Genomic DNA, 15214 nt, shown 5'->3' on the forward strand with positions numbered 1-15214 from the left:
AGGCGGTGCGGGGTGCGTGTGGTTGGCGATGGCGCTGGCCGGATGTGCGCAGGTGACGGACGAGCCCCGGGTGATCGATGCATTCGAGACCTCGACGCCGTGGCAGGTCGTCACCTCCGACCAGGTCAGCGGCACGCTGCGAACGGTGAAGGGCGCGACGGGCAATGCGGTGTGCCTGGACTACGACTTCAACGGCGTGTCCGGCTACGCGGGCCTGCAGCGCGAGCTGCCCATCGACTATCCCGGCAACTATGCGTTCTCTTTCCGGTTGCGCGGCGATTCGCCGCCCAACGACCTGCAGTTCAAGCTGGTCGACGACAGTGGCGACAACGTCTGGTGGGTGAACAAGCCGCGCTTCGATTTCCCGAAGGAATGGACGGCGGTCACCTACAAGGCCCGCCACATCAGCCGTGCCTGGGGCCCGGCACCCGACCCCACGTTGCGCCACAGCCGCAGGATCGAGTTCACGATCTACAACAGCGTCGGCGGCAAGGGCACGGTGTGCTTCGACGAACTCAGCTTCCAGCCACTGCCGCCTCCGGACGACTCACCTCTGACCGGCCAGGCCACGGCAAGCGCGGGCGACGCCAGGGCTGCCGTCGACGGCAGTACGGAAACGGCCTGGCACATGCCGTTCGACGCGGCGCATCCGCCGATGTTCGAACTCGACCTGGGCAAGCCACGCGAGCTCGGTGGTCTGGTGCTGCATTGGCTGCCGGGCCAGCACGCCACTGACTACCGGATCGAGCTGTCCGACGAGGCGCGCGTGTGGCGCACCGTGCGCGAAGTGACGGGCGCAGACGGCGATACCGACTACATCGCCTTGCCCGAATCCGAAGCCCGTCATCTGCGCCTGACCGTCACGAAGGCAGCAGGCTCGCAGGTCGGGCTGGCACGGTTCGAAGTCCAACCGCTGGCATTCGCGACAACACCCAACGACTTCGTCCGCTCCATCGCCAAGGACGCGCCGCGAGGGACGTATCCGCGTGGATTCAGCGGCGAGCAGCCGTACTGGACCATCCTCGGCATCGACGGCGGCACCGAGCAGGGGCTGATCGGCGAGGATGGTGCGATCGAACTGCGCAAGGGCGGGGCGAGCATCGAGCCGTTCGTGGTCAGCGAGGGCGAGCTGATTGGTTGGGCCGATGTGAAGGCCACGCAATCGCTGCAGGACGGCTACCTGCCGATTCCCTCGGTGCACTGGCAGCATCCGCGCTTCACGCTGGACGTGACCGCGTTTGCGAAAGGCACATCCGACGATGCTTCGCTGCACGCACGCTATGTGCTTCGCAACACGACCGACCGACCTCGTCGCTACGTCCTGGCGCTGGCCGTGCGACCGCTGCAGGTGAACCCGCCCACGCAGTTCCTCAATACCGTCGGTGGCGTCAGTGCGATCCATTCGACGCGGTTGCGGGAGGGCATTGTCGAGATCGGCGGAAAGCCCGTCGCGCGCACCACTCAGCTGCCGGCGAAGTCCTTCGCGAGCCGCTTCGACGAAGGCGACGTGGTCTCGCGCCTGCGGCGTGCGGACTGGTCGGGTTTTCCGCGGTCTTTCGGCTCGCACCCGGATGAAGTCGAACATGACGTGACGGGTCTGGCGTCCGGCGCGATGATGTTCGTCGCGGACCTGGCGCCCGGCGAGTCCCGTGAGGTGGGTTGGTCCAGTCCGCTGATCGGAACGGCCTCGCCTGTGGCGACGTCGAACCTGCAACACGCGCAGGACGAGGTGGCCGGGCAGTGGCGCGACAAACTCGATCGCGTGCAGATCCGCGTGCCGCCGCAGGGTCAGCACGTGGTCGACACGCTGCGCACCGCGCTGGCGCACATGCTCATCAGCCGCATCGGGCCGCGTCTGCAACCGGGCACGCGCTCGTACTCGCGCGCGTGGATCCGCGACGGCGCGATGATCGGCGAAGGCCTGCTGCGCATGGGGCGCGATGACGTCGCCTCGGAATTCCTGCGCTGGTATGCGCCGTACCAGTTCGACAACGGAAAGGTGCCGTGCTGCGTGGACGACCGGGGCAGCGATCCTGTCCCGGAGAACGACAGCCACGGCGAGCTCATCTTCACCATCGCCGAGGTCTACCGCTACACGCGCGACCGCGAATTGCTGGAAGCGATGTGGCCGCACGTGACCGGCGCCTTCGACTACATGGAGAAATTGCGCCTGAGCGAGCGCACGCCGGAGAACCGCGCGCGCAACCCAGCGTTCTTCGGAATGATGCCGGCCTCGATCAGTCACGAAGGGTACTCGGCCAAGCCGATGCATTCGTACTGGGACAACTTCTGGGCGTTGCGCGGGTGCAAGGATGCGGTGGAGATCGCGCAGTGGCTGGGTCGCGACGACGACGCCAGGCGCTTCGCGGCGTCGCGCGACCAGTTTCGCGACGACCTGTACGCCTCGTTGCGGTCGGCCACGCAGCAGCACGGCATCGACTTCCTGCCGGGCGCCGCGGAGCTGGGCGATTTCGATGCCACCTCCACCACCATCGCACTGGCCCCGGGCGGCGAGCAGGGGCGCTTGCCGCAGGACCTGCTGGACAACACCTTCGAACGCTACTGGCGCGAGTTCGTCGCGAGGCGAGACGGCACGCGCGAGTGGAAGGACTACACCCCCTACGAACTGCGCACCATCGGCAGCTTCGTGCGCCTGGGCTGGCGCGATCGCGCGCACGAGGCGCTGGCGTTCTTCTTCGCCGACCAGCAACCGCGCGGCTGGAACCAGTGGGCCGAGGTGGTCTCGCGCACGCCGCGCACGCCGTTCTTCGTCGGCGACCTGCCGCATGCGTGGGTGGCTTCGGACTATGTGCGTTCGGCGCTGGACATGTTCGCCTACACGCGCGACGTGGACGACGCGCTGGTGATCGCCGCCGGCATTCCGGCCGACTGGCTCGCAGGCGAGGGCGTCCATGTCGCGAACCTGCGCACGCCGCTCGGACCGTTGGGGTACACGCTGCGCGAAGCCGATGGCCAGGTGACGCTCGAACTCGCCAGGGGCGTGGAGGTGCCGCCGGGCGGGGTGGTGGTGTCGTGGCCGTACGCGGACCCGCCGGGCCCCACGACGGTGGACGGTCTGCCCGCGCAATGGAAGAACGGCGAGCTGCGCCTGACGCGCGCACCGGCGAAGGTGGAAGTCCGGCTGGCTCACCAGTGAGGCGACCGGTTCACCCCGATTTCACGACCTCGGGTGCGCAGTAGCGCGGCGGTTTACATGCCTGCGTGCGCTATCCGCGACGCGTGGGTCGTCGTGGTCGAGGGAGGTCGGGTATGGAGATGCTGGCCCTGTTGCAGGCCGCGGCGCCCCCGCATGCGTATCGCATGTCGCAGTCCGGCGTGTTCCTGTTCTTCTTCATCATGCTCGGCCCGCTCAAGCTGATCGGGCCGTATTTCATGCAGACGCGGATGCTGCCGCCGGTACAGGCGCGGAGGATGGCGTGGAAGGTGTTCGCGCTGGCGGTCGTTGCGATCCTCGTCGCTGGCCTGCTGGGCAGCGTGCTGCTGCGCAACTGGAAGATCGATCCGCCGGTGATGCAACTTGCCGCGGGCCTGGTGTTCCTGCTGGTCGCCTTGCAGATGGTGCTCGCGCAGTACGAGCCACCCGGCCCCACCGCCGATACCCCGGTCGAACCGCAACTGATGCAGCTGGTGTTTCCCATCACGGTGACCCCGTACGGCGTGGCCACCGTGATCGTGCTGATGGCGCTGAGCGCCGACCTTGGGCGCTCGCTGTCGGTGCTGGGCATGGCGATCGGCGTGATGGCGCTGAACCTGCTGGCGATGCTGTTCGTGCGCCCGTTGATGCGTGGGATCGGCATGCTGCCGCTGCAGATCCTCGGTGCGGTGCTGGGCATCCTGCAGGTGGGGCTGGCAATGCAGCTGATGGTGACCTCGCTGGCGGACCTTGGACTGGGATTCAAGGTGAACGTGGTCGGCCCTTGAGGCGAGCGGATGCCGTCGTCCCCTGACGAGGCGGAGTCGCGCGGTTCTCAGGCCGCGACCCCGCGAAATCGCTGGGTTACTTCTTCTCCGCCGCCGGCATCGCGCGCGCCTTCACCTGGCTGCCCGTGCTGAGCAGTGCGTTGGGTGCCAGAACAACGGGCTCGCTTGCCGCGATGCCCGAGGTCACTTCGATCTCGTTACCCAGGTTGCGCCCGAGGGTGACGTCGCGGAACTCCAGCGTGCTGCCCTTCAACGTTGCCACCTGCGCGCCGGTGGCGCGCTGCACCACGCTCGACACGGGCAGGACCACGGCGGGCGCGGCGCGCGGCAGGCGCAGGCTGACGGTGCCGACCATGCCGGCGGGGATGTGGCCGTCGGGATTGGGCAGGCGCAGCTCGGTGCGCATCACGCCGGCCTCGCGCGAGATCGCCTGCGCGCTGCGCACGACCTGGGCCTTGAACGCCTGGCCGGGCAGTTCGGGGAAACTCACTTCGCCTTCCACGCCCGGACGGATCTGCAGCGCGACGTTCTGCGGCACGTCGACGACGACCCGCAATGGATCCAGCGCGTTGACTTCGAACATCGGCTCGGCGCTGGCGGCATCGCCGACCACGCGGTCGCCGCGTTCGACATTGCGCGCCACGATCACGCCCGAGAACGGTGCACGCACGGTCTGGAAGCCCTGCCGTTCGCGCGCCGCGGCCAGGCGCGCCTCGGCCGCGCCGTGTGCGGCGACGGCGACGTCGTAGTTGGCCTTGCGGTCGCTGAAGAGCTCCTTCGAGATCGCGCCCGAGCCGATCAGCACCTGCGCACGGTCGTAGTTGACCTTCGCCAGTTCCTCGTCGGCCCTGGCCTGGGCGAGCACCGCAGTGGCTTCGCGCACGGCCTGGTCGGATTCAGGCGCGGAGATCACCGCCAGCACCTGGCCCGCGGTGACCTTGTCGCCCAGGTCTGCGCGGCGTTCGCTCACGAAGCCCGTGGCACGCGGGAACAACTGCGCCGATTCACCGGCCAGTGCGCGCGCGGGCAGGCGCAGGTCGAAGACGGGATCGGCGGCCCGGGCCTGCACGGTGAGCACTTCCGGAATCGTCTGCGCCGGCGTGGTTTCGGCCGCGCTGCGCCCGCAGGCGGCCAGCGCCACGGCAATCGCGATGGCGACAGCGCTGGAAGCGCCGACACGCGCGAAGTGGGGAAGGGACGTGGTCATGGCGTGGCTCCTGCTTCGACGCCGGCAGCGTCGGGGGCATCGTCGGGATGGGCAGCATGGCGGACCGCGGCCGGCATGCGCCGGCCCAGCACCGCGAGGATGGAGGGAACGAGGATCAGCGTGGCGGGCGTGCCGAACAGCAGGCCGCCGATGACGGCGCGGCCGAGCGGTGCGTTCTGTTCGCCGCCTTCGCCCAGGCCGATGGCCATCGGAATGATGCCCAGCACCATCGCGCTGGCCGTCATCAGCACCGGACGCAGGCGCACCGCGGCGGATTCGTACGCGGCCAGCTCGGGGTCGTGGCCCTGCGCGACCAGCCCGCGCGCGAAGCTGGTCACCAGCACGCTGTTGGCGGTGGAAACGCCGATCACCATCATCACGCCCATCAGCGCCGGCACGCTCAGCGGCGTACCGGTGACGAACAGGCCGATGGCCGCGCCGGCGATGGCGACGGGCAGGCCGGACATCGCCACCAGTGGCTGGATCCACGACTGGAAGTTCACCACCAGCACCAGGAACACCAGCGTGGCCGACATCAGCAGGCCCGCGGCCAGTTCGCTGTAGGCGCTCTGCATCTCACCGGCCTGGCCGACGATCTCGATGCGGTTGCCCGGCTTGAGCTTGCCTTCCAGCTCCCTGGTGATCTTCGTCAGCCGGTTGTAGACCGAGCCCAGATCGGTGCCGTCCACGTTCGCCAGCACGCTGATGGTCGGCGCGAGCGTGGTGCGCGCCAGGCTGGCCGGCACGCGCCGCGGGGTGACCGTGGCGATGTTGCGCAGGAGCACGGCTTCGCCGTTGCTGCCGATGCGCAGCGGTGCGTTGAGCAGCTCGTCGATGTTGGTCATGTTCGGCGGCGGCGCCTGCACCTGCACCGTATACGCGAGCGCGTTGACGGTGTCGGTCCAGTACACCGGCGAGACCGTGCCGGACGAACCCAGCACCGCCAGCACCGCGCGTGCGGCCTGCTGCGCATCCAGCCCCAGCTGTGCGGCGCGCGTGCGGTCGATGTGCACCTGGTACTCGGGCAGGTCCAGCACCTGCCGCAGTGCGACGTCCACCGCACCCGGGACCTGGCCCAGGCGTTGCTCGATCTCGCGCGCGAGGGCGAGGTTACCGGCGGAGTCGCGACCGATGATGCGCACTTCGAACGCCGCCGCCGCGGAGCCGGCCAGCGTGCGGCTGGTGGCATCCGGCGGGCGCTCGAACATCTTCACGTCGGGGAATTTCTCCGCGATCGCGTGGCGGATGCGCGTGAGGTATTCATGGCTGGGTCCGTGCGGCGTCTTCAACTGCAGCATGATCTCCGCTTCGAACGAGCCCACAACGGCGCTGTCCACCAGCGAGAGGTTCACCGCATCGGGCACGCCGATCTGTTCGTAGACCGTCTGCAACTCTTCCGGCGGGACGATGCGGCGGATCTCCTGCTGGATCTGCGTCACGCGCGCGGCGGTTTCCTCCAGGCGCGTGCCCGACGGGAAGCGCACCTGAAAGCGAAGCTGGCCGGCGTCCACCTGCGGGAAGTACTCGCGGCCCAGCATCGCCGCCGACACACCGCCCAGCGCGATCACCAGCAGCGCGCTGATGGCCAGCACGCCGCCGTGGTGCCCCAGCTTCACCAGCAGCGCATGATGCTTGTCGCGCAGTGCGTCCAGACGGTGTTCGACCGTCTGGCTCACCTTGAGCAGCAGCTTCTCCGGCGCCCAGCGCGGGTTCTCGCGGCTGGTGATGTCGGCCGGCAACAGCAGATAGCACAGCACCGGGATCAGCGTGCGCGAGAGCAGGAACGAGGCCAGCATCGCGAAGATCACCGCCAGCGCCAGCGGCGTGAACACCCACGCCGACAGGCCCGTCATCAGCAGGATGGGCGTGAGCACGATGCAGATGGAGATGGTCGAGACCATCTCCGGGAACACCACTTCCTTCGCGCTGTCCAGGATCGCGGTGCGCACGTCCTTGCCCATGGCGATGTTGCGGTTGGTGTTCTCCACGTCCACCACCGCGTTGTCCACCAGGATGCCGATGGCCAACGCCAGTCCGCCCAGCGTCATCACGTTGAAGGTGTAGCCCAGCAGGCTGAGCATGGCGACGGAGGCCAGCAGCGCCAGCGGAATGGCCGACAGCACGATCAGGCTGGAGCGCCACGAGCCAATGAACACCAGCACCACCAGCGCCACCAGCAGGCCGACGAGGATGGCCTCATGGCGGATCGAACCGATCGCGTTGTCGACGAAGACCGACTGGTCGAAGATCGGCTGGATGCGCGTACCCGGCGGTGCCGAGGCTTCGATTTCCGGCAGGCGCTGACGCACCGAGTGCACCAGTTCCACGGCCGAGGCATTACCCAGCTTGATCAGCGCCACCGCAACCGCGCTGGAACCGTCCATGCGCGCCACGTTGGTCTGCAGCGCGCCGCCATCGCGCACGGAAGCGACGTCGCGCACGTACACCAGCGTGCCGTTGCGCGAGGCGACGGGGATCTCGAGGAAGTCCGCCGCCGTTGCGGGGCTGGTGTCGAGCGAGATCTGCATCTCGCGCGCGTTCTCGCGGATCGCACCGGAGGGCAGGGTGGGGCTGCCACGCTCCAGCGCACCGGTGACGTCCGCCGGCGTCAGGCCGTAGGTCTGCAGCGCGGCGGGATTGAGGTCGACCATGATCTGTCGCGCCGCGCCGCCGTAGGGCAACGACATGCGGATGCCGGGGATGGTCTGGATCTGCGAACGCAGCTGCAGTCGCGCGTAGTCGTACAGCTGCGCCTCGGTCAGCGAGTCGGACGACAGCACCAGCATGAGCACCGGTGTGCTGGACACGTTGTTGCGGATCACCAGCGGCGGCGACGTGCCCGGCGGCATGCGCCGCAGGATGGTCTGCGAGACGGAGGTGATCTGCCCGAGCGCGCGGTCCAGGCTCACGTTGGGCTGGAAATCGATGCGGACGATGCTGGCGCCGTTGATCGTGTCCGACCGCACTTCCTTGAGGTCGTCCACGGTGTTGAGGATGGCCGCCTCGGAGAACGAGGTCAGCTTGGCGGCCATGTCCGCCGCCGGCAGTCCGTTGTAGGTCCACACCAGGTTGATCGAGGGAATCCCGACCTCAGGCAGGATGTCCGTCGGCATGCGGCGGGCCGCCAGCGTACCGAACAGCAGGATCAGGATGGCGAGCACGCCGATGGTGTATCGGCGGCTCAGGGCGTACTGGACAATCCACATCGTGTGCGTCCACTGGGGGGCGGTGGCGGGGACATTTCGCGTGCGTCGTGGCCGGCTTCGCGACCGGCCCGACACCCGTCCGGGCGCGGTGCCGGAACATGTCGATCACGTTAGGCCCGAAGGCCTTCAGGGTGATAGTCCATTGCTGCTGGATTATTGCCCGATCCTGCAATTCGACCGGATCGGCAACATGACCTTCGGCACAGCGGCCATAATCGAAGCGTCCCCAGGCCGTCCCGGAAAGCCAATGAATCCCAGCGCTTCCATGACCTTGCGCGAACACCACAGCGGCTGTGCCGCATTGGGCGAATTGGCCCTTCGGATTGCCCGATTGGCTCCATCGGACGGCGTGCACGGTACCGCGTTCGGGCCGTTGAGCGTGGTGCGGATCAGCCAGCCCACCGAGTGCATGCCGGCCGTGTACGAGCCGCGTCTGGTGATCGTGGCGCAGGGCTCCAAGACCGCGACGCTGGCCGGGCAGACCTATCACTACAACGCGCTCAATTACCTGGTGGTGTCGGTGACGTTGCCGGTGTCGGGACAGGTGATCGAAGCCACGCCGGAAGAGCCGTATCTGTCCGTGCGCCTGGACATCGACCCGGATGACGTGGCCAGCCTGCTGGCGGATGCCGGGCAGGCGTCCGCACCGGTGGGCATCGACACCGGCCTGTACGCGGCGCGCGTCAACGCCCCGCTGATGGACGCCGTGCTGCGGTTGATGCGCCTGCTCGATGCGCCCGACGACCTGGCCGTACTGGCGCCGATGGCGCGGCGCGAGATCCTCTACCGCGTGCTTACCGGCGAGCTGGGCCATCGCCTGCGCGCACTGGCGATGACCGATACGCGCTCCAGCCGCATCGCACGCGCGGTGTCGATGCTGCGCGAGAACTATCTGGAAGCGTTGAGCATCGACGACCTCGCGCGCACCGTGCACATGAGCACGTCGTCGTTCCATCACCAGTTCAAGGCGGTGACGACGATGTCGCCGTTGCAGTTCCAGAAACACCTGCGTCTGCACGAAGCGCGCCGGCTGATGATGGCCGGCGGCATGGAGGCGATGTCTGCCGCGCGCCACGTCGGCTACGAGAGCCCGTCGCAGTTCAGTCGCGAGTACAAGCGTCTGTTCGGCGCGCCGCCGCGCTCGGAGGTGGGGCGCTCGCGCAGCCTGCCGCAGGTGTGAGGATCAGGACAGGCTGACCCACAGCGCGAGCAGGAGCCAGCCTCCGATCAGCACGCCCAGCAGGACATAGGCCCTGCGGCCGATTCTTCTGCGCAGCTCCATCTGGTCCCGAACGCGATCGCGCCGTAGCGCGGACAGGCGTGCGAATTCCTTCAGGTGCTCCTCGCTTTCCTGCATGTACGCATCGTGGACCTTCGCACGCAGCTCCGGCGCGAGCGTGGGCACGAACGCGTCGAGGAAGGCCCGTTGTGCGAGATCCGCCTGGGACGGATCGCCGTTGGAGGCGAGGGCGTGATTGAGTTCCTGCCAGTGGCGGCGCGCCAGCTCGCGCACCATCTCGGGATCGTGCACATCGATCGCCTTGAAATCGCCCCCGCGCGAGCGGACCTCGGGCGGTGGCCGACCCGGCACAAACGTTGGAAGCAGGCCGAGCCTGCGCTGCAGGCTGCGTTCGCGCCGCTGGCCCGCGCGCATCATCCTCGTCGCGCCCAGATAGAACAGCACCGCCAATGGCATGGGGCCAAGCAGCAGCACGAGTTCGGGCATCGACGCCTCCCCGCGCTCGAACTCGAAGAACGCACCGTAGATCGCGGGCGAGATGAAGCACGACAGCAGGTTGCAGAAGCCGTAGGTGAAGAACCGGCAGGTATACCGCCAGGCCGGCGATGGGCTGTCGATGCCGTTCTTCAGCGCGCCTGCGCGAAACAGGAACAGGCCAAGGAGGCCCATGACCAGATAGATCCCCATGATCCACATCGACAGGTCCATGTCGCGCCCCCTTGCATCCCCGCATGGATCATAGCCCGTCGTCGATGCGCGCCACATCTCCTCGACGATGTCGCAGGGCAGCAACGCGAGCCGGCGTGAAGCGATCCCTCAGGCGTGCCAGTGCACCTGCAGCGGCATGGCCGGGTTGCCTTCCAGCGCGGCGAGAATCGGCCAGCGGTGTGGGTCGCCCGATTCCAGGGCCTGTTCGAACACCGCGCGCTTGCGCTCGCCCTGCAACAGCAGCAGGCGATGAGGGATGCGCGCCATGCCGTGCGGCGTGAGGCTGATGCGGCGCGGCCATTCGCGCGCGCCGGCGCAACCGTGCGCATCGACCGCGGCGTAATCGCGCGGACTGTGCATCACGCGTTCCAGGTCCGCCATGCCGGGAAACAGTGATGCGGTGTGGCCGTCCTCGCCCATGCCCAGCACGGCGACGGTGGCTTGCCGGCGCGCATGTGCGTTGGCGGTGGCCACGGCCCCTTCGATGTGGCGGCCGGCCTGCGTCATCGGTTCGAAGTGCGCGGTCGCGGCGCGGTCCTGCAGCAGTTCGGTGCGAACGAGGTGTGCGTTGCTGTCGGGGTCGTCCGGAAGCAGCCAGCGTTCGTCCACCAGACCCACGTCGACGCGGTCCCAGTCGAGCGGCGCCTGCGAGAGTGCGTGATAGACCGGGCCCGGTGTGGTGCCCCCGGAAAGCAGCAGGCGCGCGCGCGGTTGCAGGACCAGTTCGCGGCGCAGGTCCGCGGCGATGGCGACCGCGACCGCCCAAGTCCATACCTCGTGGTTGGGATGCACGTGCAGCACATGTCGCGCCACGGGCGCTTCGACATGGGCAGAACCCGTGGCGCGATCATCGACCATGGGGCCGATCCTCGCACAGGGCGCTTCAACTTTGGGTGTGCCGGGGGTCCTGGGCCAGCGCGGCCGCGCCGAGCAGGCCCGACTGCGGGTGGACGACCGCGAGCGTCGGCACGCGGCCCATCACGGCCGCGAATCGGCCCTTGTACTCGAAGCGCTGGCGGAAGCCGGAATGCGCGATCGAATTGAGCAGCTTGGGCACCAGACCGCCAGTCAGGAACACGCCGTCCCACGCGCCCAGGGTCAGCACCAGGTCGCCGGCGGCGGCGCCGAAGACCGCACAGAAGATGTCGATGGTGCGCAGTGCGCGCGCGTCGCCGTCCTTCGCCCGTCCGGTGACGTCGGCGGGGTGGATCGGGCCGGGATCGTCGCCGGCCATCGCGCTGAGCGTGCGGTACAGATTGACCAGCCCCATGCCGCTCACCAGCCGCTCGTTCGACACACGGCCGAACTCGCCCGACATGCGCTGCAGGATCTCGATCTCTTCCGGTGAGTTCGGCGCGAAGCTGACGTGTCCGCCTTCGGTCTGCAGCGGGTAATGGCGCCCGTCGCGGCGCAGCAGGCCGCCGACGCCCAGGCCCGTGCCGGCGCCGATGATGGCGAAGGTGCGGTCCTCGCGGTCATGGCCGCGCCATGCGGTCCCGCCGATGGGCACCACGTCGCGTGGCGTCAGCAGCGAGGCGCCCATGGCCTGTGCCGCGAAATCGTTGACCAGTCGCACCGACTCCAGCCCCAGCGCATCGCGCGTGCGCGCACCGGAGATCACCCACGGATGGTTGGTGATGCGCGCCTCGTCGCCATCCACGCGCCCGGCCACGGCGAACACGCCCGTGCGTGCGCTGGCGCCGGTGGTGTCGAGGTAGTGCTGCGCGGCGTCGGCCAGCGAGGGAAAGTCGGCGACGGCGAACTCGCGCACGCTGTCCATCAGCAGCGGTGAGATCTCGTCCTGCCGCGCGAGCGCGAAGCGCGCGTTGGTGCCGCCGATGTCGGCCAGCAGGGCGTCGGCGGGACGCGGGTCGATCTGGGAAGCGGGAGCGCTCAAGGAATCACCACCACGGTCGCACGAGGGTCATGGGAGGCGGCGGGTCGCCGCGGTGCCGTCGGCAGGGTAAACGCTTGTCAGCCGTCTGTGTTCGATCGTGGCCGTCGAAGCGGCGCCGCGGCGATTGAATACGAAATCAGTCGCCGATGAAACCAATTAAAGAGACGGAGGGGGCCCGTTGCCGAGGGAGGGGATGGCAACGGGACCCGTCCGTAAAAAAGCCGGTCCGCGAAAAGACGGACGAGCCGCGATCAATACGGCAGCGGATCGGCGAGCTTGCGGCCATGCGTGCGGATGACCTCCGAATACCAGCGCGCACTGTCCTTGGGGGTGCGCTCCTGGGTGGCGTAATTCACGTGCACCATGCCGAAGCGCTTGGAATAGCCCAGAGACCATTCCAGGTTGTCCAGCAGCGACCACAGCATGTAGCCACGGATGTCCACGCCGGCGGCGATGGCCTCGTGGATCGCGGACAGGTGCTTGCGCAGGTAGTCCATGCGCAGCGGGTCGCGCACGCGACGGTTGCCGTTCTCGTCGACGGAGGCGGTCGGCGGATCGAAGAACGCCGCGCCGTTCTCGGTGATGTACACCGGCAGGTCGCCGTAGGTCTGCTTGAACCACAGCAGCAGGTCGATCAGGCCCTGCGGGAACACTTCCCAGCCGGTCTCGGTGTACGTGCCCAGCGGCTGGCGCACCACGCCGGTGTTGAGCGGGTAGCTCTCGGCCGCCTTGGTGACGCTGCGTGTGTAGTAGTTGATGCCGACGAAATCGAGCTTCTGCTTGATCAGCTCGAAATCCTCCGCCGGCCATTCGGGCCAGGCGTTGCCGAAGATCTCCTTCAGCTCCGGCGGGTAGTGGCCGAGCAGGGCGGGATGCAGGTACTGCTCGTTCATGTACGCGTGCGCGCGGCGCACCGCGGCGGCGTCCTCGGCCGAATCCGTTGCGGCGTACTTCGGTTCGATGTTCACCACCAGGCCGATCTCGTGCTTGCCCAGTTCGCGGTACGCCTTCACCGCCGCGCCGTGCGCGCGCATCAGGTTGTGCGAGGCGATGGGGGCCTCGAACTTGCTGCGATGGCCCGGCGCCAGCGCGCCGTGCAGGTAGCCGCCATCGGTCACCACCCACGGCTCGTTGTGGGTGACCCACTTCTTCACCCGGCCGTCGAGTTCGCGGTACATCACGCTGGCGTATTCGGCGAACCAGTCGGCGATGTCGCGGTTGAGCCAGCCGCCGCGGTCGTCCAGCGCCGCCGGCAGGTCCCAGTGGTACAGCGTGAGCAGCGGTTCGATGCCGTGGTTGAGCAGTTCGTCGACCAGGCGCGAATAGAAATCCAGTCCCTTCTGGTTCACCCGGCCCGTGCCGTCGGGCAGGATGCGCGACCACGAGACGCTGAAGCGGTAGGCCTGCAGGCCCAGCTCGCTCATCAGCTTCACGTCGCTCTTCCAGCGGTTGTAGTGATCGCAGGCCACATCGCCCGTGTCGCCGTTGAGCATCATCCCCGGGGTGTGCGCGAAGCGCGTCCAGATGCTGGGGCCGGCGCCGTCGGCCAGTGGCGAACCTTCGATCTGGTGCGCGGCGGTGGCGGCACCCCACAGGAAGCCCTTGGGGAATGCGAACGTATCGGAACCGGCGGGTTGACTCATCAGTGGCTCTGCCTGGAGGGTCGGCCGCGCCGCGGCAGACCATGGACGGGTGGGGCGATAGGCATGAAAACGGTTACATGGCAGGATAGCCGACGCTGGCGGTAAATGCATCGCCGACAATCGAAAACGCCGAAGGCGATCACTTCGGCCACGCCATCAGGGGCCACCCGGAGAATTCATGGCCAACGTCACGCTGGACCGCCTGCGCAAGGTGTACCCCAATGGGTTCGTGGGCGTGGACGATGCGACGTTCGAGATCGGCGATGGCGAGCTGCTGGTGCTGGTGGGGCCGTCGGGCTGCGGCAAGTCGACGTTGCTGCGCATGATCGCGGGGCTGGAGGCAATCACCTCCGGCGAGCTGCGCATCGGCGAGCGGCGCGTGAACGATGTCGCGCCGAAAGACCGCGACATCGCGATGGTCTTCCAGAGCTACGCGCTGTATCCGCACATGACGGTGGCCGAGAACCTGGGCTTCGGCCTGACGTTGCGTGGCACGGACAAGGCCGAGGTCGCCCGTCGCGTGCGCGAGTCGGCGGCCATGCTGGAACTGGAGCCGCTGCTGGACCGCAAACCCGCCGCGCTGTCGGGCGGGCAGCGTCAGCGCGTGGCGCTGGGCCGTGCGCTGGTGCGCAAGCCGCAGGTGTTCCTGCTGGACGAGCCGCTGTCGAACCTGGACGCCAAGCTGCGTGCGTCCACGCGCGTGGAGATCGCGCGCCTGCATCGGCAGCTGGGCACCACGATGGTCTATGTCACCCACGACCAGGTCGAGGCGATGACGCTGGGCCAGCGCATCGTGGTGCTGGACAAGGGCCGCATCCAGCAGATCGATACGCCGATGGCGCTGTACAACCGGCCGGCGAACCTGTTCGTGGCGACGTTCCTGGGCAGCCCCCGCATGAACCTGCTGCAGGGCGAGGTGGCCGCGCGCGGTGAAGGCCTGGAGCTTCGCGTCGGCGACGGCGTCGCATTGCCCCTGCATCCCGAGGGCGGACTTGCCGCCACGGTGCGCGGTTACCTGGGTCGGCGCCTGACCGTCGGCCTGCGCCCCGAAGACCTGCACCTCACCTCCGCAGCGGCCGACTTCAGCGGGCGGGTGGAGACGGTCGAGCCGGTCGGCAACGAGGCCTTCCTCAACCTGGACTGCGGCGGCTCCGAGCTCATCGTCCGCCTGTCGCCGCGCCATCTGCCGCAGGTCGGGCAGACCGTCCACCTGGGGCACGATCCGGCGCACCTGCATTATTTCGACCCCGAAAGCGGCCGCCGCCTCGACGGCTGACGCCCCGCGCCAAACTTGCGTCATCCGGTTCCGTGCGGCCCGGAACGGCGGCCCCGCAGCGGCTATACTCGCGGGAATCCGCACCCGAAAACGGG

Annotated in this window: 10 protein-coding genes; 4 read left to right on the plus strand and 6 right to left on the minus strand. The window is 68.3% G+C overall.

Annotated features, from left to right (window positions below; all coding sequences use genetic code 11):
- Positions 1–28: 28 nt before the first annotated feature.
- Both QLQ15_RS12030 and QLQ15_RS12035 read left to right on the plus strand, forming a co-directional pair.
- Positions 29–3157: a discoidin domain-containing protein gene (locus QLQ15_RS12030; protein WP_283214012.1), complete on the plus strand. Its 3129-nt coding sequence runs from the start codon at positions 29–31 to the stop codon at positions 3155–3157.
- Between the two features lie 113 nt (positions 3158–3270).
- On the plus strand, positions 3271–3942 hold the full coding sequence (locus QLQ15_RS12035; RefSeq protein WP_283213006.1) for a MarC family protein: 672 nt from the start codon (positions 3271–3273) through the stop codon (positions 3940–3942).
- Between the two features lie 76 nt (positions 3943–4018).
- Here QLQ15_RS12035 and QLQ15_RS12040 read toward each other — a convergent pair whose 3' ends face one another.
- Both QLQ15_RS12040 and QLQ15_RS12045 read right to left on the minus strand, forming a co-directional pair.
- On the minus strand, positions 4019–5149 hold the full coding sequence (locus tag QLQ15_RS12040; RefSeq protein WP_283213007.1) for an efflux RND transporter periplasmic adaptor subunit: 1131 nt from the start codon (positions 5147–5149) through the stop codon (positions 4019–4021).
- Positions 5146–8355 (minus strand): efflux RND transporter permease subunit, encoded by a 3210-nt coding sequence (locus QLQ15_RS12045; protein ID WP_283213008.1) that lies wholly within the window; start codon positions 8353–8355, stop codon positions 5146–5148. Before QLQ15_RS12045 ends, QLQ15_RS12040 begins: the two co-directional genes overlap by 4 nt.
- Before the next feature lie 331 nt (positions 8356–8686).
- Here QLQ15_RS12045 and QLQ15_RS12050 point away from each other — a divergent pair, with 331 nt between their 5' ends.
- Complete coding sequence (locus tag QLQ15_RS12050; protein WP_283213009.1) at positions 8687–9535, plus strand: AraC family transcriptional regulator; 849 nt, start codon at positions 8687–8689, stop codon at positions 9533–9535.
- Positions 9536–9538: 3 nt separating this feature from the next.
- On the opposite strand, the gene QLQ15_RS12055 is transcribed toward QLQ15_RS12050, so the two are convergent.
- The 4 genes from QLQ15_RS12055 to QLQ15_RS12070 all read right to left on the minus strand — a co-directional run bounded on the left by QLQ15_RS12055 (position 9539) and on the right by QLQ15_RS12070 (position 13843).
- Positions 9539–10303: a hypothetical protein gene (locus QLQ15_RS12055; RefSeq protein ID WP_283213010.1), complete on the minus strand. Its 765-nt coding sequence runs from the start codon at positions 10301–10303 to the stop codon at positions 9539–9541.
- Between the two features lie 108 nt (positions 10304–10411).
- Positions 10412–11161: a 6-phosphogluconolactonase gene (gene pgl, locus QLQ15_RS12060; RefSeq protein ID WP_283213011.1), complete on the minus strand. Its 750-nt coding sequence runs from the start codon at positions 11159–11161 to the stop codon at positions 10412–10414.
- 25 nt (positions 11162–11186) lie between these two features.
- Positions 11187–12200: a glucokinase gene (gene glk, locus QLQ15_RS12065; protein WP_283213012.1), complete on the minus strand. Its 1014-nt coding sequence runs from the start codon at positions 12198–12200 to the stop codon at positions 11187–11189.
- A 251-nt stretch (positions 12201–12451) separates the two neighbouring features.
- Complete coding sequence (locus tag QLQ15_RS12070) at positions 12452–13843, minus strand: GH1 family beta-glucosidase (RefSeq protein ID WP_283213013.1); 1392 nt, start codon at positions 13841–13843, stop codon at positions 12452–12454.
- A 178-nt stretch (positions 13844–14021) separates the two neighbouring features.
- On the opposite strand from QLQ15_RS12070, the gene QLQ15_RS12075 reads away from it, so the two are divergent.
- Entirely contained in the window at positions 14022–15119 is a 1098-nt protein-coding gene (locus tag QLQ15_RS12075; protein WP_283213014.1) for an ABC transporter ATP-binding protein, read from the plus strand.
- Positions 15120–15214: the final 95 nt, after the last annotated feature.

The organism is Lysobacter stagni (genome assembly GCF_030053425.1).
GTDB classification, from domain to species: domain Bacteria; phylum Pseudomonadota; class Gammaproteobacteria; order Xanthomonadales; family Xanthomonadaceae; genus Lysobacter_J; species Lysobacter_J stagni.

Bases quoted from the DNA above. Each gene is read 5' to 3' on its own strand.
- QLQ15_RS12040 (WP_283213007.1), bottom strand. From the start codon at position 5,149: ATGACCACGTCCCTTCCCCACTTCGCGCGTGTCGGCGCTTCCAGCGCT.
- QLQ15_RS12035 (WP_283213006.1), top strand. From the start codon at position 3,271: ATGGAGATGCTGGCCCTGTTGCAGGCCGCGGCGCCCCCGCATGCGTAT.
- QLQ15_RS12075 (WP_283213014.1), top strand. From the start codon at position 14,022: ATGGCCAACGTCACGCTGGACCGCCTGCGCAAGGTGTACCCCAATGGG.
- pgl (WP_283213011.1), bottom strand. From the start codon at position 11,161: ATGGTCGATGATCGCGCCACGGGTTCTGCCCATGTCGAAGCGCCCGTG.
- QLQ15_RS12045 (WP_283213008.1), bottom strand. From the start codon at position 8,355: ATGTGGATTGTCCAGTACGCCCTGAGCCGCCGATACACCATCGGCGTG.
- QLQ15_RS12055 (WP_283213010.1), bottom strand. From the start codon at position 10,303: ATGGACCTGTCGATGTGGATCATGGGGATCTATCTGGTCATGGGCCTC.
- QLQ15_RS12070 (WP_283213013.1), bottom strand. From the start codon at position 13,843: ATGAGTCAACCCGCCGGTTCCGATACGTTCGCATTCCCCAAGGGCTTC.
- QLQ15_RS12030 (WP_283214012.1), top strand. From the start codon at position 29: ATGGCGCTGGCCGGATGTGCGCAGGTGACGGACGAGCCCCGGGTGATC.